The organism is Alcanivorax sp. 24 (assembly GCF_004360225.1).
GTDB classification, from domain to species: domain Bacteria; phylum Pseudomonadota; class Gammaproteobacteria; order Pseudomonadales; family Alcanivoracaceae; genus Alloalcanivorax; species Alloalcanivorax xiamenensis.
Window position 1 is genome coordinate 82754 of record NZ_SNUA01000011.1, and the last position, 22142, is coordinate 104895.

Genomic DNA, 22142 nt, shown 5'->3' on the forward strand with positions numbered 1-22142 from the left:
GCGAAAGCCCCCGATTGTACGGCAGTGAGCCGTGTTTGTGGGAGATTCCACCGATTCGCTGGCAAGCCAGCTTCCCACAGCGGCTTCGAGGCCCCTCCGTGGGAAGCTGGCTTGCCAGCGAATTATCAGGACATAGAAAACCGATGACGGACCAGGACGATACACCTCTGATTCCCTTTCGCGTGCGCATGCAATCCCTGGTGTCGTTCCTGCGCCTGCTGCGCCGCCAGTTCGTCGAGGACGGTTGTCTGTCATCGGCGGCGGCGCTCACCTATACCACCTTGTTCGCCATCGTTCCGGTGATGACGGTGATGTTCACCGTGATATCGGCGATCCCGGCGCTCAACGAACGGGGGCTGGCGATTCGTCAGTGGGCGTTCCAGTATTTCGTGCCGTCCGCCGGAGATCAGATCCTCAGCCATCTGGAAGGCTTCTCGCGGCAGGCCACCAATCTCACCGTGGTGGGGGCCTTGTTTCTGGTGGTGACCTCGGTGTTGATGTTGCGCACCATCGAGCAGTCGTTGAATCGCATCTGGCGGATTGGCAAGCCGCGCAAGGGGCTGACCAGTCTGATGATGTACTGGGCGGTGTTGTCTCTGGGCCCGATCCTGCTGGGTGCGGGCCTGGGTATCAGTTCCTATCTCACTTCCGTTTCCCTGGTCACCGACACAGTGGCTTATCTGGGGGGAGACCGTTTCTGGCTGCGCGCCTTGCCGGTGGTGATGACCACCGGTTTGCTATCGTTGCTGTACATCGTGGTGCCGAACACCTCGGTGCCGATTCGCCAGGGCGTGCTCGGTGCGGTGCTGGCGGCGTTGGCGTTCGAACTGGCCAAGGGCGGCTTCGCTTTCTTTATCCGGCAGGTGCCCAGCTATCAGGTCATCTACGGCGCCTTCGCCATGGTGCCGGTGTTTTTGTTATGGATTTATATCTCCTGGATCATCGTTCTCGCCGGCGCCGAGCTGGTGCGTGGCCTGGTGGTGTTCGAGGAGTTTCGTCGCCGGGTGCCGCGCACCCAATCGTTGCTGCGCTTGCTGTGTGTGCTGTGGACACGACAACGTAACGGAGAAGTGCTACGTGATAACGAGGTGCAGCGTGTGCTGCGGGAGGCCGGCGTCACGCACTGGGACGAATTCCGTAATCTGCTCGATGACCTCGGCTTGATTTGCCGCACCGACGAGGGCGGTTATATGTTGAGCGGGGATTTACGTTCGTTGACCCTGGCGGAGCTGCTCGCCATGTTACCCTGGACCAGCGAACAGCAACTGAGCGTCAATGCCCAGGGGCTGGAACCCTGGGAGGCGGTGCTCAAGGCACGATGCGATCAGGCGCGCGAGGGCATGCGCGCGCCACTGTCGTTTGCTCTGGAAACGCTGTTCGAGAACCAGTTGTCGGAAACCGACGACGGCCCTCCGCGGGCTGGTGACCGGCACGGCGGTGAATAGATCGTAAACAGGCTCTTGGCAAGAAGGGATGAGGGATCATGATTGCCCGTCAAGTGGTGGTGCGTGGCCGTGTTCAGGGCGTGTATTTTCGTGCCAGCACCTGTGATGAAGCCCGCCAACGCGGCGTGGTGGGCTGGGTCCGCAATCTGGACGATGGCGGTGTGGAAGCCTGGCTGGAGGGCAGCGAGGAAGCGGTCAGTGCCTTGTTGGCCTGGATGCGCCGCGGCCCGACCCGGGCGCGGGTCACTGAAGTGACGCAAACCGAACGCAGCCCGAAAGGCTACGAGGACTTCGAGGTATCCCGGTGAAACGAGTTGAACTGGTGAACGGCGATCTGCGTTTTCCGGCGTTGCTGGCCGGTGATGGCGAGCCGGTATTGTTGCTGCATGGTTTTCCGGATACCCATGAGAACTGGGCGGATATCATGGAGCGGCTGGCAGGCGCCGGTTATACCGCCGTGGCCCCGGCATTGCGCGGCTATGCGCCGTCCTGTCAGCCCGGCAGCGGTGACTATGCGCTGACCGCCGCGTTGGAGGATCTGATGGCCTTCACCGACCAGTTGGGCGGACGCCTGCACCTGGTCGGCCATGATTGGGGCGCGGTGCTGGGCTACCTGGCCTGTGCCCGTTACCCGGAAACCTTCAGCTCTTTTTCCGCGCTGGCGATCCCGCCTTTGAAGCGCTTGCCCCAGGCGCTGTTGCGGGTGCCGGAGCAGTTGGGCTTGAGCGCCTATATTCCGTTTTTCCAACTGCCATTGGCGGCGGAGACCTGGCTCAACCGCAACGATCTGGACGGTGTCGCCACGCTGTGGCGGCGCTGGTCGCCGGGCTGGGAAGGGGGACGGTATCTGGAACAGGCCAAGCACACTCTGGCCCAGCCCGGCGTCCTGGCCGCCGCCTTGGGCTGGTACCGGCACTTGCCCCGGCTATGGCGGCGGGACCTGCGTCAGGCCAGCAAAACACTGCTGGGAGAAACCCGGGTACCGACTCAGGTTCTACTGGGCGAAAGCGACGGCTGCATGAGCCCGCGCCTGTTGGACCACACCATATACCCCGCCGATTTTCCCGAGGGCTTGTACGCTCATACCGTGGAGAACGCCGGCCACTTCCTGCACCTGCAACAACCGGGCGCCGTGGCGGAGCTTTTGGTGGAGCACATTCGCAGAGAAGAAGGCAGTTAGGAGTGAATAGTGAATAGTTAATAGCGAAAAAAAAAGTGCGGTTCATACGTTTTCTGTGGGAGCTTACCTGCAAGCGAATATTACTGAAAACTTGGGCAAACTCCATTCGCTTGCAAGCAAGCTTCCCACAGTAGCTAAGGCTCACCTGTTTTGGTTTTTCATTTTTTCACTGTTAACTATTCACTGTTCACTCTTAATTGCCTTGTCGGTTGTCCACTACTCTTGTCAATGCACCAGCAGGCGTGGGTGCCGCCGATGGGGATGCCGCCGACCCAGCGTACCGGTGGACGACTGTCCAGCCAGTTACGGTAGCCACTAAGCACACCATGGCCGGCATGGGTGACATCCAGCAGGCCCTCATCCCAGGAATGCCCCGGCGTGCGCTGGTATTCCAGCAGCGCGCGTTCGCCTTCCAGCAGGGGTTTTAAAACCCAACGGAACATTTGTGGAGATAAATAGGGAAGAGGTTCACGCTCCTCCTGCAAGGCGTGATACAGCCCGCGCACGGAAATCGGGCCCCGTTCCGCCACCAGTTGAGCCGCCAGTTGTTCGCTCAGTCCCAGGCCAGTGGCCGGGTCCGGCAGTTCCAACAGGTGACGGCGCAGCGCCCGGCCGAGCATGGGCAACGCCGAGGTAGTGTGCCGGGACAGGCGGTAAAGCGCTTCGGGGTGGTTGGCGGTCACCGCGTGCCAGGCCGCTTCGCCCAGCGATAATTGCGCGGTATTGACGGTGTACCGTCGTCGCCACAACCAGTTGAGGACAAAGGGCGCCAGTTGGGTAAGACAGCGGAAACGCTTGACCCCCGGCACTGATTCCACCGCGATCAATTGCAGCGGACCGCCATGGGGATTATGGCTGAACTGGTGCAACAGCCGGGCCAGAATCAGTTGGTCCTGACTGTCGTGCTGGAACCACAATACCACGCGCCGTCCGCGCGCGACTTGCGCCAGCCGGTCCTGAATCTCTTGCTGCTCCCGTGCCACCCGTTGCCAGTCCTGTTGCCGCAGATTGGCCAGAAAGCGGCTGCGCCGCTGCCGGAACAGCGGTATCGGTTCGTTACGCAGGGGGCCGAGACTGTACGGGTCCGCCAGGCTCACTATTTCACCGACGAAGCCGGCTTCACGTAGACGTGGGGTCAGGTCCATGGCGCCGCACAGATGCAGAGTGGCCTCATCGCCGTCGGGGCTGAGGCCGTACAGCGGCTGGCTGTGTTCCAGCTCGCGAATGTGGTGGCTCTGCGAGGCCCAGTCCGCGAAACCCTGTTCTCGAGCGATGGCGCGCCGGGCATCGGCCAGGGTGAAGGGTTGACGTTGTACACGGCGTCGCGCGGCCAGCCTCAACACCGCCGGGGTGTGATGTCGGCGCGCTCCGCGAAGCAGATTGCAGGCACGGCGTTCCTGTCTTTCCAGCGTTAGATGGCCGTGTACAAAGGGGCTGGATGGAGCGGGTACTGCGGAAGACATGTCATGGTCCCTGGACATTCTTCAAACCGGTTCCTCCACCATAAATCGGTGAGGGAAACGGTCAATATGCATACCGGCGGGAACGGCCAGGTTTTCATAAGTTTTACCAATCAAATAACACAGACACGCTGATTCGCCTTTGGCTCGCTAGCTCAGCCTTGCGGACATGATTTCGCACCGTATTCGCTGCCGAGGCAGCTTCCCACAGCGGCTTCGTGGTCCCTCTGTGGGAAGCTGGCTTGCCAGCGAATCATGGGGCACCACCGGCTCACGAACCGCGATTCAAGTTCGGGGCATCCGGCCCAGGAATTCACCGATACACCGATAGGTTTCCTCGCACGCCTCCGGCACCAGATCCTCCAGATTCAGGTAAGCGTGAATCATGTCGGGAAAATGTACGTGCTGGTGAGGGACGCCGACTTGATCCAGACGATCGCGGTAGCGCAGGCCCTCATCACGCAGCGGGCACAGGCCGGCGGTGATCACCAGGGTCTCCGGCATGCCCGCGCCCATGGGCATGTACAGCGGAGAATGGGCGCGCCGGTCCTCGCCGTGCTGGAAGTAATGGTCCACATACCATTCAATACGTGGTGTTTCCAACAAATAGCCGTGGCTGTTTTCCGTCAATGATGGCTGTTCCAGGGTGTAATCCAGGCTCGGGTAGATCAGTACCTGTCGTTGCGGGCGATGTTCGGTGTCGTCCTGCAACAGGGCGGAAATCGTGGCGGCCAAAGCGCCGCCGCCGGAGTCGCCGGCCAGCGTCAGCCACCGCTGTACCGGATAACCTTCCCGGGACAGCAGCGGGTAGAGTCCGCGTGTCACCGCCAGGCAGTCCTCCAGACCCGCCGGGTAGGGGTGTTCCGGCGCCAGCCGGTACTCCACCGACAGCAGCAGATGACCACTGGCCTCGGCCAGTTTGCGGCAGATCGGGTCGTACACCTGGACGCTGCCGGCCATGTGGCCGCCGCCGTGAAAAAACACACACACCGGCTTGCGCCGGCCCGGTGCCGGATCATAGGCGCGTACCGTGATGGCGTGCCCGTCCGCGTCCACAACCAGATCGCGCACTTCGGCGATGTCGGGAATATCCGTGACCAGCGTTTCGGTCATCCCCGCCAGGCTGTCGCGCACCATGGCGGGGGTGGCGTCGATGCCTTTGTGGCGCTGTTCCTCGAGCAGGTGGTTGAGCCGGGTGAGCCAGGGCAACAGACCGGGGTGGAGAGTCTTGCTCAGCATGCCTCTCAACATTCCTCTCAGCATTGAAACAGCACCAGGGCTTCACCGGAACAGATCATCCGGCCATCGGCGCCGGTGCATTCGGTGGCCAGATTGACCAGCGCCTTATCGGCGCGCAGACGGGTCACGGTGACTTTGGCGGTGATCGCCTCGCCCACATCCGCGTCCTGTTCGAAGTGCAGGCTCTGCTTGAGATAGTTGGTGCCGTGGCCGGGCAGTTCCTCGCCGAGCAGATAGGAAAACAGACCGGCAATGAGCGGCTCCGGCACGGTGGCGCACCGGGCCTCCGGGAAGTCGACCAGCGCGCACCAGCGGTTCAGGTCCGCGGCGCTGAACTGACGGGAAACGGTGGCCTGGTCGCCGACCTTGAGGGCGTGAAAACGGGGCAGAGTCTCGCTCACGGGGTGTTCTCCTCGGCGCTGTGAATACGGGCGCGGCCTTCCAGGCAGACGCTGCCATCGGCCTTGATCACGCGGGTGGTGAACAGATCGTCCTGTTGCCGCGCCTCGACGATCATCGTCAACTCTTCGCCGGCATAGGCGGGGGCGGGGAACATCAGTTCCTGCATGGACAGGGTGGCGCCGGGCCAGGACCGGGCGATCAGCGCGCGCAGATGGGAAAACAACAGCATGCCATGGGATACGGTGGCGCCGAAGCGGGTCACCGAGGCGTACTGGGGATCCACGTGAATGGGATTGTGGTCGCCGCTGATCCCGGCGAAGTGATCAAAGTCCTGTTGGGACAAGGTCACGGCCTGCTCCAGCCGTGCTTTATTCAGCGCCATTGCGCAACTCCTGTTTGGTGACTTTGCCCAGGGCGTTACGGGGCAGTGCCTCCAGGCACTGGAAAACCTTGGGAACCTTGTAGCCGGCCAGCCGTTCGCGGCAGTGGGCGCGCAAGGCGTCCTCGTCGACGTTGCTGTCCGGACGCGGTACGTAGCAGGCCTTGCCTACTTCGCCCCAGCGCTGGTCGGCGATGCCCACCACCGCTACCTCGGCGATGGCCGGATGTTGCTCAAGTGCTTTTTCCACCTCGGCGGGATAGACGTTTTCGCCACCGGAGATGTACATGTCCTTCCAGCGATCGACGATGTAATAGAAGCCGTCCTCGTCGCGCCGGGCGACGTCGCCGCTGTGCAGCCAGCCGTCGGCTTCGATGGCTTCGGCGGTGGCGTCGGGCCGGTTCCAGTAACCCGGCGTGATGTTGGGGCCGCGGATCAGCAGTTCGCCGGCTTCGCCGTCGGGCACGTCACGGCCGTCGCGGTCGACGATGCGGACTTCGGTAAGCAATTGCGGACGGCCCACGGAGCCGATTTTCTCAATCACTTTGTCTTCGTCGAGCAAAAACACGGTGGGCCCGGTTTCGGTCATGCCCATGCCGGTGCGCACATGAATACCCTGATCCACATAACGCTGTGCCACGGGCAGGGACAGCGGGGCGCCGCCGCAACCCCAGGAACGCACCCGGCGCAGCCGCTCGCCGCTGAATCCCGGCTGCTCCAGCAGCGCCTGATATACCGCCGGTACGCCGAAGAAAATCGTCGCCCGCTGTTCCAGTACGTCGAGTGCCTGTCGCGGCTCGAAATTGCGCGCCACCAGCACGGCGCCGCCGACAAAAAACACCGCGCTGGAATAGAGATTGATGCCGGCGGTGTGGAACAGCGGCAGCACGTTCAGCAATACATCCTCGCCGGTGAGATTCACCGCCAGGCCGATGTTCAGGTAATTGGCCAGCATCATGCGAAACGTCTGCACCACGCCCTTGGGCCGGCCGGTGGTGCCGGAGGTGTAGAGCAGGTACCAGGGCGTGTCCGGACTCTTTTCCGGGTGCGCGCTGAGATCCGGGGCCACCTGTTGAAGATCCTGGTGATAGTGGCGTTCCGAGCCGACCGGCTGATCCAGCGCCACCAGCGTCAGGTCGCTGAAAACGTTTCCCAAGGCGCGGGCCGCGTCGGCCAGTTCGTCACCGAAGATCAAGGCCCCGGGTTGGCAGTCTTCCAACAGAACTTCCAGTTCCGGCACCGCCAGGCGCCAGTTCAGCGGCACCAGAATCAGGCCGGCCTTGGCGCAGCCGAACAGCATGGCGAAGAACTCCGCGCGGCTGTGACCGAGCCAGGCGAGCCGGTCGCCTTCCCGCAGTCCCCAATGCTCACGGGCCGCCGCCGCCAGCCGCGCGGCCCGCTCGTTGAGTCGCGCATAGTCGTAGCGTTCGCCGTCGTGCAGATCTTCCAATGCCAGCCGGTCCGGGGTTACCCGGGCGCGTTGGGCCAGCAGGTCGAACATTTCCATTGATGCCTCCGGTTTCTTGTTCCATGGGCGCGGGGCCGTCCACTGGCCGGATCCCCGCTCCCACCTTTTTTACGGGTTCAGTTCCGACCAGCTGAAGCGGGTGACGCGGTTGCTGATCAGTGAGAACACGAATACCGAGCCGTCACCCACGGCCACCTGTTCGGCGTCGAACAGCCCGCCCGGACGGCTGCCGAGCGAGCGGTCCAGCCAGTGGCCGAGATAGTTCGGGCGAATCACGCCGTTGCCGTCCGGGGTGCTGTCGTCCGGGTTGGCCCAGGCTCGCGCCGCCATGTTGAAACCATCGGCTACCAGCAGGCTGTCCTGCTGCGCGTCGTAGGCCAGGCCGGCGGGCAGGAACAGCCGATCCGCTTCCAGGTTTTCCGGATGGTCGTAGGTGCCGCCACCGACACCCACCTGCCCGAGCAGGCCGCCGTTGGCCGGCGACAGGGCCTGGATCCGCTGGTTGCGCCGGTCGGTGACGTAGATACGGTCGGACAGAGCCAGCACGCTGCCGATCTGATCGAAGGTGCCGGGCGCGCCCTGGTCGAAGAACGCCGGGCCGAGACTCCAGCTATCACCCAGGTCACTGCCTTTGCTGCTGTCGGCGCCACCGGCGTACCAGATCCGGTTCAACGTGCTGCTGCTGCTGTCATAGTCGAACCGCCAGGCGTAGTTGGCGAAACTGGTGAGGTACAACTCATGCTGGTCGCCGCCGCCGCGTACCGAGATCGATACCGGGTAGTTGATGTTGCTGGAGGTCAGAGCGATGCGCGGCGCCGACAGGCCGCCGGTGCGATAGCTCAGATTGAACAGCTCTTCCAGGTTGCCATCGGCGTCGTAAATACGAACGCTGGCGTCGCCGGTGTAGGGCCAGGGCAGGGTGGCATCGGCGCCGACCAGAACGGCCACCATTTCGCCGTGGTTGCTGTCGTTGAAGGTGGCGATACCGGTGACCCCGTAGCTGATATTGGTGCCGGGGAAACGGCCCAGGAAGTTGCCGCTGCCGTCGTACATGTTGATGCGGGTATTGGGCGTGTCGCTTACCAGCAGGCGGTTCTTGCCGCCGAGCCATGCCATGCCGCTGGCGGAGTGCAGTTGTCCGGCGAGGGTGCGCGGGTGACCCCAGAATTCGTGGGTGGTCTCACCGCCGACGCCGGCGGAAACGGAACAGCGCAGCAGCGTGGTGCCGCTGGAATTGGTCCAGCATTTCTTGATGCGGTTATTGCCGGCGTCGCTGACCAGGTGTACGCGGGCGTTGCTGTAGTAGGCGCCCCAGGACCAGATGTTTTCCCGATGGAAATTGCCGTTGGCATCGATCACCGGCACCAGATCGTTGGGCAACTGGAACGCGGCATCTTCATTGGCGGCGGTGGTGGGGGCACGCATCTCCACCTGATGGATACCAAGATGGCCGTAGACCCAGGTGGCCTGGGCGTCGGCGCTGCCGCTGCCGCGGTACTTCACCGGGTTGGCGTCGGTGGTGGCCGCCAGGTTGGGGAAGCGCAGGATGCGACCGTTGTAGGTATCCGCCACGTACAGGTTGCCCCGCAGGTCGGTGCGCACGCCACGGGGGCGTTTCAGATGATCGGCATTGCCGTCGTCGTCACGGATGCGTCCGAGCATATCGTCCAGCGTCAATTGCCCGGTGGCGGTATCGACGCGGAAAATCTTGATGCGATTGTTGCCGTTGTCGGCCACGTAGAGATAGGTAGCGCCGTTGTCCGGTGACTGGTAGTAGGTCATGCCCTGGGGAATACGGAAGCCGTCGCGTTTTTCCGGTTCACCGGCGTAGTCGTCGTAGTGGGTGGAATCGGTGCCGTAGTTTTTATCGACGCCGCGCAGGATCGGCCCGGCGCCGACGTACTGGCCGCTGCCGTCCTGCCAGCCGACGGTCTGGATCAGGCTGACCTGGTAGTTATTGTCCGGGTCGATGCTGAACGCCTTGATGCGATGGTTGAATTCATCGGAGACGTAGATGAACCCTTGCGGCGTGATCGTCATGTTGCGCGGCAGATACAGATCCTCGCCGCCACCGTGGCCGGGCTGGCCGATGGAGGTGACGTATTCGAAATTATCGGCGCTGCCGGCGACGGTGCGGAAAAAATGCACCTGCTGACGGCCCACGTCGTTGACGTAAAGACCGGCCAGACGATCGTCATCCGCTTCGCTTTTCGACAGAAAGGCGATACCCAGTGGCGCGCGGATATCCGGAACGGCACTGGCCGGGCTGTCCGTCGCCAGGGTCTGGTCGGCGTCGTCGAGGGTGCCGATGGCGGCGCCGTTGAGATTGAGCACGCGGATCTTGTAGTCGCCCATATCCGCCACGTAGACGCGGGTCTGGGCGGCGCCGAGGGCGACGGTGTCGCGATCATAGGTGACGGTGGTGGGCGTGTTGAATTGATAGCGTTGATGCGCGGGCTCGCTGCTCAACTCCGCCGAACGGTCCTCGTCGGCGAAGGTCTGGAAGGCGCTGGCCGACAGCGGCAGGGCGCTGATCAGCGCGGCCTGGCCAAGCCGGTATAGCAGGGTGTTTCTGATCATTGTGGTTCTCCTGATTGTTGTTGTTATGCCCTGATGGAGCCCGTGAACGGGCTCGCTCTTGCTGCTTGGGCGGTTGCGCCGGAAAAGAAGGGTGTTCCGGCGGTTCGCTCTCCCGTTTGATTCGCTGCGCTTCGGTGTTTCCGTATCAGCGGGCGAGGAAGGCGGCCATGCCGCTGTCCGCTTCGTCGCTGTCGATCTGTTCCAGAAAGTGCTGACGCTCGTCATCCAGGGCGGCGCGAACCCGGTGTGGATCCGGACGCGTCAATGCCAGGGTGTGACGGACGCTGGAGGGTTGCGCCCGGCACAGCCGCCGTGCCAGCGCGAGCGCCTGATCCTGCTCCTCGCCCTCGTTCACCAGGTGCTGCACCAAACCGATGCGGTGCGCTTCCTCGGCACTCACTCGCCGGTTGAGCAACTGGATGTCGAGGGCGCGGGCGCGGCCGATGCGCTCCGGCATCAGAGCGGTCCAGCCGCCGTCCGGGCTGTAGCCCACCACCGTGTACCAGGGGGCGAAGCTGGCGCGCGGTCCGGCCACGGCGATGTCGCAGCCCAGTACCAGTCCGAGGGAGCCGCCGGTCACGGTGCCGTGTACCGCCACCACGGTGGGGCAGGGCAAGGTCAGCAGGGCCAGGATGACGTCATTGAGGCGGCCTACCACTCGATGGGCGTAGTCGCGGCGTTGGGATCGCGGTGTTTGATAGAAGCCGGCCACGTCGCCACCGGTGGAAAAGGAGCGGCCGTTGGCGTCCAGTAGCAGAGCCCTGGGGGCTTCGCCATGGGCGCGGGCCAGAGCATCGGCAAGGGCATCCAGTAATTCCGGCACCAGGGCGTTATGCCGCTCCGGGCGGTTGAGGGTGAGCCGCGCCAGGCCTTCCTGGTTCTGATAAAGCACCAACTCGTTCATGCCTTCTCCTTGCCGTCCAGGGCCAGCCCATTGCGGAACAGATCGGATATGGTGGCGACGACCTCGTCGAAGGAGCGGTCCTGGTCCCACAGGGCGAAACGCAGGCCGAGGAAATTGGACATGCCCATCAGGGCCCAGACCCGGATCTCATCGTTGCCGGGCCGCACTTCGCCTTTGCGGGTGGCGTCGGCCAGCATGCGCATGTAGCCCTTGCCGAACGCCTCGTAGTATTCGCGGAAGATCGCTTCGTCGACGAATTGCGCTTCCTGCAGCACCCGATACAGCGACGGGTTGGCGCTGACGTATTCAAGAAAAGCCCGCAGCCCCAGCTCCTCCGCCTGCAGCCGGTCGCGGGCGCCGATCACGCTGGCGGCCAGATGGGCCCGCACCTTGTGTCCCATGTCGCGCACCAGTTCGCGCAGGATTTCCTCCTTGCCGGAGAAGTAGCAATACAACGTGCCCTGGGCAACGCCGGCGGCACGGGTTATATCGCTGATGCCGGCGCGGTGATAGCCAAGAGTGCCAAAGGTGTCCTCGGCGGCTTTCAGAATCCGGGCACGGGTGCGGGCACCGCGGGCGGTTTTCGGGGCGCTGGGGGCGATGTCCTTGGCGGCGGAACTCATGGGCAAATCCTGTTTTGTTATTTGAAAACTGAATCGGTAGTCATAAAAATTACGACCGGAACGTCACGGTGTCAAGTTGAACCGTGCCTCGGAGGATTTCTGGATAATTGCCGTTAATGGCTTTTTTATAGGGTTTTTTGGGAGTTTTAAGGGAGGGGGGAATAGCCGGGTAGACGAAATAATCAATTTTGTCTCCATCTTGGTGCTTGAAGAAACCTGATTCAGTTGTCATATTGTGAGTCAATGCAGTTCGCCCTGTTTGGACAAGGCGAAGTGCCACGCCGTCCGGCCGCGCCGGGGCGGTTCTCGACCCAATGACAACAACCGAACAACAAGCTCACTCATCGCGCTGCCGTGCAGACGATGAAGATAGAAAGGGAGAGATAACATGAAGCAGCGTCTGCTCGCCGTAACGGCGTTCACCCTGGGTACCCTGTCGTTTTCCGCTGTCGCCCAGGCCGATAGTGTCCGCATCGCCCACGTCACCGGATTCTCCGGTCCGCTCTCCGCCTACGCCAAGCAATTGAGCGACGGCATGAGCATGGGCTTCGAATACGCCACCGACGGCTCCATGGAAGTGGCCGGCCGCAAGATCGAGATCATCGATAAAGACACCCAGAACGACCCCGCCCGGGCCCGCTCCCTGGTGGAGGAAGCCTACGCCGAAGACGATGTCAGCATCGTGGTGGGGCCGGTGGCCTCCGGCGTGGCCCTGGCCACTTTGCCGATCGCCGAGGAATACGAGCGCATCATCATGCCGGAAGGCGTGGCCGATGCCATCACCGGTGAACAATGGAACCGCTATGTCTTCCGGGTGGGTCGTAATTCCTCCCAGGACGCCGTCTCCAATGCGGTGGCACTGGGTCAGCCCGGTGTTTGCGTGGCCACCATCGCCCAGGACTACGCCTTTGGCCGGGATGGCGTGGCCGCCTATAAAGAGGCCATGACCGCCACCGGCGGCAAGGTGGTTCATGAGGAATATCTGCCCACCGATGCCACCGACTTCACCGCCGCGGCTCAGCGTCTGTTCGGCGCGCTGAAGGATCGTGACGGTTGTGACAAGGGCAAGTACATCTTTGCTATCTGGGCCGGCAGCGCCAATCCGCTCAGCCGGATTCAGGATCTGCACCCGGAGCGTCACGGCATCAAGATCGCCACTGGCGGCAATATCCTGCCCGCGTTGGCCAGCTACTCCGCCTTCCCCGGCATGGAAGGGGCTGGCTTCTATTACTTTGAATCGCCGAAGAACGAGATCAATGACTGGTTCGTGAAGGAACACTTCAAGCGTTTCAACGCGGCACCGGATTTCTTCACCGCCCAGGGCTTCGCCCAGGCCATGGCGATCACCGCCGCGCTGCGCAAGACCGAAGGGTCCACCGACAGCGAGGATCTGATCGAAGCCATGGAAGGGCTCAGCTTCGACACGCCCAAGGGCAAGATGACCTTCCGCGCGGAAGACCATCAGGCGATGCAGGCCATGTACCACTTCCGTATCGAATCGCAAGAACGTGATGACTGGTTCGCGGACCGTACCGTCACCGCCGGCGTGCCGGTGCTGGTGCGGGAAATCCCCATGGACGAGATGAAAATTCCGCTGCGCAATCAGCGCTGATCACCGCCGGACGGCGTGCCCTGGCACGCCGTCCGGGTCGTTCACGGAGTCTCGCTCCACGGTTTGAGTTTGCGTACGGGGAAGTTGTCATGGCGTCACCAACCGCCGTTCTCGAAACCCGCGACCTGACCATCCAGTTCGGTGGTCATGTGGCGGTGAATCGGGTGTCCTGCGCCTTTCAGGCGGGCACCCTGACCGCCATCGTTGGTCCCAACGGGGCGGGTAAAACCACCTGGTTCAATCTGATCTCAGGGCAACTGCGGGCCAGCGCCGGCAGTGTCCATCTGTTTAATGAAGACATCACCGGTCTGGGCGTGGCCGCCCGGGCGGACAAGGGGCTGGGGCGCGCGTTTCAGCTCACCAATTTGTTTCCCGATCTCAGCGCCCTGGAAAACGTGCGCCTGGCGGTGGCCTCGCGTCACCGTATCGGCCATGTGTTCTGGCAGATGGCGTCGAAGCGCCGGGATATCACCGAGCGCGCCGCCGACTATCTGCGGCAGGTCAACATGCAGCACCGCGCCGATGACGTGGTGGCCAACCTGTCCCACGGTGATCAGCGCAAGCTGGAAGTGGCTCTGATGCTGGCGCTGGAACCCACCGTGTTCATGTTCGATGAGCCCACCGCCGGTATGAGCGTTGACGAAGTGCCGGTGATCCTGGATCTGATAGCCCAGATCAAACAGCGCGAAGACAAAGTGGTGTTGCTGGTGGAACACAAAATGGATGTGGTGCGCTCCCTGGCGGATCGCATCGTGGTATTGCACAACGGCGAACTGGTGGCCGATGGCGAGCCCGCCGAGGTGATCGCCTCGCCGATCGTGCAGGAAGCCTATCTGGGCGTGGCGGCGGAAACGGAGGAGGGCGCATGAGCGAGCCGATTCTGTCTCTGCGGGATGTCCACGCGGACATCGACCAATACCACATTCTGCATGGCGTTGATCTGGACGTGCCGGCGGGGGAACTGACCGTGCTGTTGGGGCGTAATGGCGCCGGCAAGAGCACCACGCTACGCACCATCATGGGCCTGACCACCCTGACCAAAGGGCAGGTGCGGTTCCAGGGGCGTGACATTGGCGGTACGGCGACGCCGGCCATCGCCCGTGGCGGCATTGCTTTCGTACCGGAAAACATGGGCATCTTCGGTCAGCTCACGGTGCGGGAAAACATGGTTCTGGCGGCGGTCAGCGGTGTCATGGACGAGCAGCGCCTGGACTGGATTTTCGAAGTGTTCCCGCCGTTGAAAAAATTCTGGAACCGCGCCGCCGGTAATCTTTCCGGCGGACAAAAACAGATGCTGGCGATCGCCCGGGCGGTAATCGAACCGCGTGAGTTGTTGCTGGTGGACGAGCCCACCAAGGGGCTGGCGCCGGCCATCATCAATGATCTCGCCGATGCCTTCGAGCAACTCAAACAACAACAGGTGTCGATCCTGTTGGTGGAACAGAACTTCAACTTTTCCCGGCGTCTTGGCCAGTCCGTGGCGGTGATGAGCGACGGACACATCGTACACCGGGGCACCATGGCGGAACTCGCCGAGGACGAGGATCTGCAGCACGAGTTGCTGGGTCTGGGCCTCGGCGCGCACCAATAAGGAGAACAGAGCATGTCCGCTCCTCAAGATACTTTTGACGCCGACACCAGTAACAGGTCGTGGTGGGAGAGACTGCGCGCGTTCCAGCAGGACAAGCCGCACCTGTTCCTGCTGTTGATCATGGTGATGGTCCCGCTGTTCCTGATGAACCCTTCCACCTGGGCCGTGCTCACTCTGAGTGGTCTGGCGATGGGGGCGATGCTGTTTTTGATGGCATCCGGCATGACCTTGACCTTCGGCCTGATGAACGTACTGAATCTGGCCCACGGTTCCTTTATTTCCCTTGGCGCCTTCGCCGGCGCCACCGTGCTCACCATGTGGCTGAACGATTACACCAGCGGTTCACTGTGGGTCAATCTGGTGGCGGTGGTTCCGGCGCTGCTGTTCGCGCTGGTGGTGGCGGGGTTGCTCGGTGTGTTGTTCGAGCGGCTGGTGATCCGTCCGGTTTACGGTGATCACCTCAAGCAGATTCTGGTCACCGTGGGCGGCTCCATCATCGTCATGGAGCTGCTGCAGGTGATCTGGGGCTCCAACGAAATTCCGGTGCCGCGGCCGGAGGCGCTGCGCGGCGCGCTGCTGATCAGAGATGCGATTCCCGTTATTGGCGGCATCGCCCTGGAAAAATACCGTCTGCTGGCGGTGGTGCTGGGGTTGGCGGTGTACGCGCTGATGTTGTGGGTGATCGACCGTACCCGCCTGGGCATTCTGATCCGCGCCGGGGTGGAAAACCGCGAGATGGTGGAGGTGCACGGCTACCGCATCCGTTTGCTGTTCCTGGCGGTGTTCGTGGCCGGCTCCGCCCTGGCCGGCATCGGTGGCGCCATGTGGGCCATGTACCGGGAAATCATCACCGCGCACATGGGTGAGGAACTGATGATTTCAGTGATCGTGGTGATCATTCTTGGGGGGCTCGGTTCGGTGCGGGGCTGTTTTTATGGCGCCATGCTGGTGGGCCTGATCAATCTCTACGTGGGCTTTCTGGAGCCGCGCCTGGCGGCGGTGGCCACCGTTGGTCTTATGGTGGCGGTGTTGATGTGGCGGCCCCAGGGCCTGATTCCGGTCATCAAGGTGTGAGGAGAGAAACATGCTGAAGACCTTGCTTTCCGGAGATTATCCGCGCAGCCGTCCACTTGCCGTGGTGCTGGTTTTGATGTTCCTGTGTCTGGCACTGGGGCCGTTCCTGTTCCCTGGTACCCGGGCGTTTTCCACGCTGGGCATGATTTGTGTGTTTGTGATCGTGGTGGCCTCCTACGATTTGATGCTGGGGTATACCCACATCGTGTCCTTCGCTCATACCATGTTTTTCGGCATCGGCGCCTATGGCGTGGCAATGACCATGGAGGCCATGGGCAAAGGCTTTGCTCCGATCTTTATCGGTCTGGGCGCGTCCCTGCTGGTCAGCTTGTTGTTGGCGTTGTTACTGGGGCTGTTGTCGTTGCGGGTGAAGGCGATCTTCTTCGCGCTGGTGACACTGGCGATGGCGTTCGCGTTTCTCAGTCTGGTGACCCAGCTGTATCACCTCACCGGCGGTGAGGATGGGTTGCGTGTACGGGTACCGCGTGAACTGGGCCCGGCGTTCAAACCTTTTGATGGCGAACTGCGCGGTTTCAGTATCACCACTTTCCTGGGCGGATTGTTTACCGATCCGGGTAATCTGGGTGAGGTGTGGCGGGAATCCGTGTTCAAGGCGCGTATCACGGGCCGGGATCTGATGTATTACATCACTTTCTTCGTCACCGTCGGCGTGTTCCTGTTTCTGCTGCGTTTGGTGAATTCGCCATTCGGGCGGGTACTGCAAGCGATTCGGGAGAATGAATTCCGTGCCCAGGCGCTTGGTTACCGGACCGTGTTCTACCGTACCGCGGTGGTGATCATCTCCGCTCTGCTGGCGACGTTGGCCGGGGTGCTGTTCGCGCTGATCAACCGCTATGTGAACCCGGAGAACACGCTGAATTTCGAACTGATGGTGTTCATTCTGTTGATGTGCGTGATTGGCGGCATGGGCACACTGTATGGCGCGGTGGTGGGCGCGGTATTGTTCCTGCTGGCGCAGAATTATCTGCAGGATGTGCTCAAGTGGCTGGGCGGTGGTCTGGAGCCGGGCACGCTGCTGGCGGAGCTGGTGGGACCGGAGCGCTGGTTGCTGTGGTTCGGTCTGCTGTTCGTGCTCAGCGTGTACTTTTTTCCCGCCGGCATCGTTGGTCAGTTACGGTTGTGGGCCGGGCGGTCGTCATCGCGGAAACAGGACAACGGCGATGACACCACGGTGACCGGCGAGCAGGAAAGCGGCAACAAGGGCAAGGATGGTCCGGTGGTGTCATGAACGCGGCAGGAAAGGAGAGTAGTGGAATGGGAGAGCAAGCGGGACGTCTGCACGGCAAGGTGGCGTTGATCACCGGCGCCGCTCGCGGCATTGGCCAGGGCATCGCCGAGCGCTATGCCCGGGAAGGCGCGCGGGTGGCGGTGGCCGACCTGGACGGTGACAGCGCTGGAGAAACGGCGGCGGCGATTCGGGCCGCCGGCGGCGAGGCCATGGCGGTGACCATGGACGTCACCGATGAAGCGGCGGTCAGCGACGGTGTCAGCGCCGTGGTGACCGCCTGGGGCGGTCTGGACGTGGCGTTCGCCAATGCCGGCATTCAGCACATCGACCCGCTGGATCAGTTGTCCTTCGCCAATTGGCGCAAGGTCATGGCGGTGCATCTGGATGGCGCTTTTCTGCTCACCCGGGAGGCGCTGCGGGCCATGTATGCCAGCGGCGGGGGCACCATGCTGTACATGGGGTCGGTGCATTCACTGGAAGCCTCACCGCTGAAAGCGCCCTATGTGGCCGCCAAGCACGCCCTGCTTGGCCTGTGCCGCTCGGTGGCGAAGGAGGGTGCCGCCCACGGTGTGCGCAGCAACATCATCTGTCCCGGCTTCGTGCGCACCCCGCTGGTGGATAAACAGATCCCGGAGCAGGCGAAAGAGCTCGGCATCTCCGAGGACGAGGTGATCCGCAACGTCATGCTCAAGAACACCGTGGACGGCGAATTCACCACCGTGGAAGACGTGGCCGAACTGGCCCTGCAACTGGCGGCCTTCCCCTCGGCGGCCCTCACCGGGCAATCGGTGGTGGTCAGCCATGGGTGGCATATGGGATGAGAAGGGAGTTGACAGTTGATAGTGGACAGTTGACAGCTCGCGGGACACGATAGATTAATCTGAAAAACAAGGAGGCCGCGTCCAAGGCTTGGGCGCGGCCTCCTTGCGTATAAACGATTAGGTTCAACTATGAGCAGCGGGTTGCGTATATGCAAATACGCCTTGCGGAAAAGCAATGTCTTTTTCTTTTCACTGTCAACTATCAACTGTCAACTGTCAACTGTCAACTGTCAACTGTCAACTGTCAACTGTCAACTGTCAACTGTCAACTCCCTTAACGGGAGCCCGGTTCCATCCGTGGAACCTGGAGATCGATCAGGCCTTCAAGGGGTCACAGAAGGGAATCTGAAGGGGGCTCGCCGAACCGCAAAGATACTGTACGAAAGGACAGTGTGTCAAGGTTCGGCGATGGCGATCAATCGTCCTCGCCTTCCGGCAGGGTGATGTTCAGTTCCAGAACCTCACAGCCGGACTCCCGGTCCACTTGCACATTCACTGCCTCCGGGCTCACCGGGACGTATTTGCGCACCACGGCCAGCAGCTCTTCCTGCAGTTGTGGCAGGTAGTCGGGACCGCCGCGTCCGCTGCGTTCGCGGGCAACGATGATTTGCAGCCGCTCCTTGGCGGTGGAGGCGGTGTTCTGCTTCTTAGGCAGCAAGTAACTGAAGATGCCCATGATTTAGCCTCCGAACAGTCGTCCAAACAACCCTTTTTTGGCGGCGGTGAGGAAGCGGTGGGGACGTTCCTCGCCAATGAACCGCGCCACGGCATCGGCGTAAGCCAGACCAGCATCGGATTCCAGATCCAGGATTACCGGCGCGCCGGAGTTACTGGCGTTGAGCACGGCCTGGGATTCGGGAATCACACCGAGCAGGTCCACGGCGAGAATTTCCTGCACGTCCTCCACGGACAGCATTTCTCCTCGCTCCACGCGTTCCGGAGAGTAGCGGGTCAGCAGCAACCGGGCGGGAATGTCGCCTTCGCCCAGTTCGGCCTTGCGGGTCTTGCTGGAGAGAATCCCCAGAATGCGGTCGGAGTCGCGCACACTGGACACTTCCGGGTTGGTCACCACGATCGCTTCGTCGGCGAAATAGGCGGCCATCAGCGCACCTTTCTCGATCCCCGCCGGGCTGTCGCAGATCACGTATTCCATTTCCATGTCACGCAGGCCGTTGAGCACTTTCTCCACGCCTTCCTGGCTCAGAGCGTCCTTGTCGCGAGTCTGGGAGGCGGGCAGGATGAACAGATTCTCCACCCGTTTGTCCTTGATCAGACCCTGCTTGAGGTTGGCGTCACCGTTGATCACGTTGACCAGGTCGTAAACCACGCGGCGCTCGCAACCCATGATCAGGTCCAGATTCCGCAGCCCCACATCAAAATCGATTACCGTGGTTTTATGGCCACGCATGGCGAGACCGGTTGCCAGGGCGGCGCTGGTGGTGGTCTTGCCCACTCCTCCCTTGCCGGATGTCACGACCACGATTTTTGTCACGATCTCTTCTCCTCGAAGTCCTTGCAGACGTAGGTGCGAGCCGCTGCCGGACACCGGCAACGACGGGTTCTCAACTTTTGCCCATCAGATCGGCGAAGCTCATGGCATCGCCGTCCAGGCTCATTTGCACGGGTTTGCGTCGATAGGCGTTCGGCAGATCCTCGGCGACCCGGTAATGGCCGGCGATGGACACCAGTTCCGCGTCCAGATCCTGACAGAAGATCCGCGCCGCCTCATTGCCTCGCACGCCGGCCAGAGCCCGTCCGCGCAGCGTGTTGTAAATATGGATATTGCCTTCGGCCAGCAATTCGGCGCCGGTGCTTACTGGCGCGAGCACGATCAGATCGCCGCGGGCGTAGACCTGCTGCCCGGAACGCACCGGCTGCTCCACTACCAGGGTGTCCTCGGCGGTGGCCGGGGCGGCCTTGCTGTTGCCGGAGCGTGCCGGCGGCTCACCGCGGGCCACATCGCGGCCATTGGCCAGGTTGATGCTGCCCAGGCCAAGCATGGCGGCCACCTGGTCGTCCAGCTCCGGGTGGCGGGCCAGGGCGACCAGATTGACGCCCAGCCCGCGCAAGGTGTCCACGGCGGTCAGCAGCTCCACCTGGGAGGCGTCTTCCGGATGGGCCACGTCCACCACCACCGGCGCGTCCAGCAGCCACTGGGCGGCGTCTTCCAGGCGTTGGGAGATTTGCTGATGCAGACTGCGGGAGTCCAGATCCTTGAGATAGAGGACCGTCGCCATCAGCATGCGGCCCTTGAATTCGAAACTTGCCTTTTCCTCGATGGAAACTGTCATTGACTGGGTCTTTTTACCTGCTTATTGGGTCGAAGGCGGCCGCCGGAGCGGTCCCGGCCCCGGGGGAGCTCGCCGATGAGCGGGCCTTTGGAGGGCACTCGACATATCCGGCAAAGCGTAGACGAAACCGACAAGCGGCGAAAGACGCGCGACCCACGGTCATTGTTAAATTTGCCAATGTTGGGACCCGTCGATCAAAAAATCGCCGGGAGCGATTGCTGCCCCACAGTTGTGGAACGGGCCGCTAACACGCAACACGCCGGCACGCTAACACGCTTTGAAAACACTCGGGCATCCCGGGACCTCTCCCTACAGGGCGCACAACGTCGTAGCGGGAGATGCCGGATCAAGTCCGGCATGACGGGGTTGCTTTGACTTCGTGTCCCCAAGGCCGGCCAGCGGGCCTTGGGTTTGGCGTGCCGGCGTGTTGCGTGTCAGCGTGCCAGCGGATGGTGGGACACTAATCGCCGGGAGCGATTTTTGACGTCGCGCCAGCGACGGCCCGAAGGGCGGCCTTGTACCCTGGTCCGTGGCTGATTGAGTACCGCGGCAGCGAATGACTGGTGGACGGATTATCCCCTGATTTGCCATATTTGGTGATGACGGCTGAGCGGGTGTTGGTTTTCAAGAGGAGATTGGAATGACTGAAATCAATATAGGAATAGGGCCTGAAGACAGAGAGAAAATCGCCGAAGGGCTGAAACGTCTTCTGGCGGATTCTTATACCCTGTATTTACAAACGCACAACTTTCACTGGAATGTAACCGGCCCCCAGTTCAGAGAACTGCATCTCATGTTTGAAGAGCATTACACTGAATTGGCGGTGGCCGTGGATGACATAGCGGAGCGTATCCGCACTTTGGGGGTGGCGGCTCCGGGCACCTATAAGGAGTTTTCGCGCTTGAGCTCCATTAAGGAAGTGGAGGGCGTGCCCGGTTCGGAAGAAATGGTGGATTTGCTGACGAAAGGCCATGAGCAGGTGGTGAGGACCTCGAGAGAGGTGTTGACGTTGGCGCAATCAGCGGATGACGAATCAACCGCGGCGCTGGTCTCGGATCGTATGCGGATCCACGAAAAAACCGCGTGGATGCTGCGTGCCACCCGAAAGTGAGTCCGAAAGTGAGTCAGAGTATCTTGCTCTCTGCCTGATAAGCGTCGAAGCAGACGGGCAGGCACGGGGCAAGACCCGCCCCTTCTCACGCACGGGGGAGAGTCGGCGGTCAGCGTGCCAGGACGCGGGAGAAGCACGGTCCTGGCACGCTGACCGCCGACTCTCCACGAGCTCCACGGGCTCTCGCTCCGAATCTGGCCGGGCTATGATTGCCCGAGGACGATAGGCTCAAGACAGGGATTCAACAGCACCTGCCTTAAAGGTCACTGCCTGGGTTGTCTTCGAATCATGAATACGTATCAAGGAAGCTGTCATTGCCAGTCAGTGGTATTCGAGGTCAGGTGCAGCCTGGACATGGCCTATATGTGTGACTGCTCCATCTGCTCAAGGAAAGGGGCGGGAATGGTCTACGCGGAACAAGCCGATTTTAAGCTGTTAAGGGGAGAGCACAGTCTGGGGTGCTATCAGTTCATAAAGTGGCCGAGCATTATTTCTGCAGGACCTGTGGGATCCATACGCACCATAAGCCCCGCACTTTACCCGGTAAGTACGGTATAAACACAGGGTGTTTACAGGGCATCGATCCATTCAGTCTGGAGGTCACGAAGGTGAATGGCGCTTCCAGGTAGTCGTTACCGGCGGTCTGGCCATACAGGATTTATTGTTTTTGTGTCTGATTGGCGAAATGCTGCCGGACGCCGGTCTCCCGGCGT

The 22142-nt window shown here is 61.9% G+C and carries 22 protein-coding genes; 11 read left to right on the forward strand and 11 right to left on the reverse strand.

Annotated elements, in window-relative coordinates:
* The first annotated feature begins 143 nt into the window (after positions 1-143).
* Genes E0L37_RS14965 through E0L37_RS14975 form a run of 3 tightly spaced genes read left to right on the forward strand, consistent with a single transcriptional unit; the run spans position 144 to position 2625 of the window.
* Complete coding sequence (locus tag E0L37_RS14965; RefSeq protein ID WP_133492517.1) at positions 144-1445, forward strand: YihY family inner membrane protein; 1302 nt, start codon at positions 144-146, stop codon at positions 1443-1445.
* Positions 1446-1483: 38 nt separating this feature from the next.
* The gene (locus E0L37_RS14970) at positions 1484-1753 is read left to right on the forward strand and encodes an acylphosphatase (RefSeq protein WP_133492518.1); all 270 of its coding nucleotides are present in this window, start codon (positions 1484-1486) and stop codon (positions 1751-1753) included.
* Positions 1750-2625 (forward strand): alpha/beta fold hydrolase, encoded by an 876-nt coding sequence (locus tag E0L37_RS14975; protein ID WP_133492519.1) that lies wholly within the window; start codon positions 1750-1752, stop codon positions 2623-2625. The genes E0L37_RS14970 and E0L37_RS14975 overlap by 4 nt, the downstream gene beginning before the upstream one ends.
* Positions 2626-2801: 176 nt before the next feature.
* Here E0L37_RS14975 and E0L37_RS14980 read toward each other — a convergent pair whose 3' ends face one another.
* The 8 genes from E0L37_RS14980 to E0L37_RS15015 all read right to left on the reverse strand — a co-directional run bounded on the left by E0L37_RS14980 (position 2802) and on the right by E0L37_RS15015 (position 11680).
* Entirely contained in the window at positions 2802-4088 is a 1287-nt protein-coding gene (locus tag E0L37_RS14980; RefSeq protein WP_159660877.1) for a DUF1835 domain-containing protein, read from the reverse strand.
* Positions 4089-4370: 282 nt separating this feature from the next.
* Complete coding sequence (locus E0L37_RS14985) at positions 4371-5324, reverse strand: alpha/beta hydrolase (protein WP_133492521.1); 954 nt, start codon at positions 5322-5324, stop codon at positions 4371-4373.
* 17 nt (positions 5325-5341) lie between these two features.
* The gene (locus tag E0L37_RS14990) at positions 5342-5725 is read right to left on the reverse strand and encodes a hypothetical protein (RefSeq protein ID WP_133492522.1); all 384 of its coding nucleotides are present in this window, start codon (positions 5723-5725) and stop codon (positions 5342-5344) included.
* Positions 5722-6108, reverse strand: a complete 387-nt coding sequence (locus E0L37_RS14995) for a MaoC/PaaZ C-terminal domain-containing protein (RefSeq protein ID WP_133492523.1) — start codon at positions 6106-6108, stop codon at positions 5722-5724. The genes E0L37_RS14990 and E0L37_RS14995 overlap by 4 nt, the downstream gene beginning before the upstream one ends.
* Entirely contained in the window at positions 6095-7612 is a 1518-nt protein-coding gene (locus E0L37_RS15000; protein ID WP_133492524.1) for a long-chain fatty acid--CoA ligase, read from the reverse strand. The genes E0L37_RS14995 and E0L37_RS15000 overlap by 14 nt, the downstream gene beginning before the upstream one ends.
* 69 nt (positions 7613-7681) lie before the next feature.
* Complete coding sequence (locus E0L37_RS15005) at positions 7682-10153, reverse strand: NHL repeat-containing protein (protein ID WP_133492525.1); 2472 nt, start codon at positions 10151-10153, stop codon at positions 7682-7684.
* 145 nt (positions 10154-10298) lie between these two features.
* The gene (locus E0L37_RS15010) at positions 10299-11057 is read right to left on the reverse strand and encodes an enoyl-CoA hydratase/isomerase family protein (RefSeq protein ID WP_133492526.1); all 759 of its coding nucleotides are present in this window, start codon (positions 11055-11057) and stop codon (positions 10299-10301) included.
* Positions 11054-11680, reverse strand: coding sequence for a TetR/AcrR family transcriptional regulator (locus tag E0L37_RS15015; RefSeq protein ID WP_159660882.1), 627 nt, complete (start codon positions 11678-11680; stop codon positions 11054-11056). The genes E0L37_RS15010 and E0L37_RS15015 overlap by 4 nt, the downstream gene beginning before the upstream one ends.
* A 388-nt stretch (positions 11681-12068) precedes the next feature.
* Between E0L37_RS15015 and E0L37_RS15020 the strand changes: the two genes are divergently transcribed.
* The 6 genes from E0L37_RS15020 to E0L37_RS15045 all read left to right on the forward strand — a co-directional run bounded on the left by E0L37_RS15020 (position 12069) and on the right by E0L37_RS15045 (position 18027).
* Positions 12069-13292: a substrate-binding domain-containing protein gene (locus tag E0L37_RS15020; protein WP_133492528.1), complete on the forward strand. Its 1224-nt coding sequence runs from the start codon at positions 12069-12071 to the stop codon at positions 13290-13292.
* An 89-nt stretch (positions 13293-13381) separates the two neighbouring features.
* Positions 13382-14161: an ABC transporter ATP-binding protein gene (locus E0L37_RS15025; RefSeq protein ID WP_133492529.1), complete on the forward strand. Its 780-nt coding sequence runs from the start codon at positions 13382-13384 to the stop codon at positions 14159-14161.
* Positions 14158-14883, forward strand: coding sequence for an ABC transporter ATP-binding protein (locus E0L37_RS15030; protein WP_133492530.1), 726 nt, complete (start codon positions 14158-14160; stop codon positions 14881-14883). Before E0L37_RS15025 ends, E0L37_RS15030 begins: the two co-directional genes overlap by 4 nt.
* Positions 14884-14895: 12 nt before the next feature.
* A complete protein-coding gene (locus E0L37_RS15035; protein WP_133492531.1) occupies positions 14896-15957 on the forward strand; it encodes a branched-chain amino acid ABC transporter permease in 1062 nt (353 codons plus the stop codon).
* A 10-nt stretch (positions 15958-15967) separates the two neighbouring features.
* Positions 15968-17206: a branched-chain amino acid ABC transporter permease gene (locus tag E0L37_RS15040; protein ID WP_133492532.1), complete on the forward strand. Its 1239-nt coding sequence runs from the start codon at positions 15968-15970 to the stop codon at positions 17204-17206.
* 26 nt (positions 17207-17232) lie between these two features.
* Positions 17233-18027: a 3-hydroxybutyrate dehydrogenase gene (locus tag E0L37_RS15045; RefSeq protein ID WP_133492533.1), complete on the forward strand. Its 795-nt coding sequence runs from the start codon at positions 17233-17235 to the stop codon at positions 18025-18027.
* 415 nt (positions 18028-18442) lie between these two features.
* Here the strand turns inward: E0L37_RS15045 and minE are convergent, their stop codons facing one another.
* The 3 genes from minE to minC form a co-directional block, all read right to left on the reverse strand.
* Positions 18443-18703: a cell division topological specificity factor MinE gene (gene minE, locus E0L37_RS15050; RefSeq protein WP_014994240.1), complete on the reverse strand. Its 261-nt coding sequence runs from the start codon at positions 18701-18703 to the stop codon at positions 18443-18445.
* 3 nt (positions 18704-18706) lie between these two features.
* Complete coding sequence (gene minD / locus E0L37_RS15055) at positions 18707-19519, reverse strand: septum site-determining protein MinD (protein WP_014994241.1); 813 nt, start codon at positions 19517-19519, stop codon at positions 18707-18709.
* A gap of 70 nt (positions 19520-19589) precedes the next feature.
* Positions 19590-20318, reverse strand: a complete 729-nt coding sequence (gene minC / locus E0L37_RS15060; RefSeq protein WP_133492534.1) for a septum site-determining protein MinC — start codon at positions 20316-20318, stop codon at positions 19590-19592.
* A gap of 640 nt (positions 20319-20958) precedes the next feature.
* Between minC and E0L37_RS15065 the strand changes: the two genes are divergently transcribed.
* Positions 20959-21429 (forward strand): Dps family protein, encoded by a 471-nt coding sequence (locus E0L37_RS15065; protein ID WP_133492535.1) that lies wholly within the window; start codon positions 20959-20961, stop codon positions 21427-21429.
* A gap of 476 nt (positions 21430-21905) precedes the next feature.
* The gene (locus tag E0L37_RS21930; RefSeq protein ID WP_205655629.1) at positions 21906-22058 is read left to right on the forward strand and encodes a hypothetical protein; all 153 of its coding nucleotides are present in this window, start codon (positions 21906-21908) and stop codon (positions 22056-22058) included.
* Positions 22059-22142: the final 84 nt, after the last annotated feature.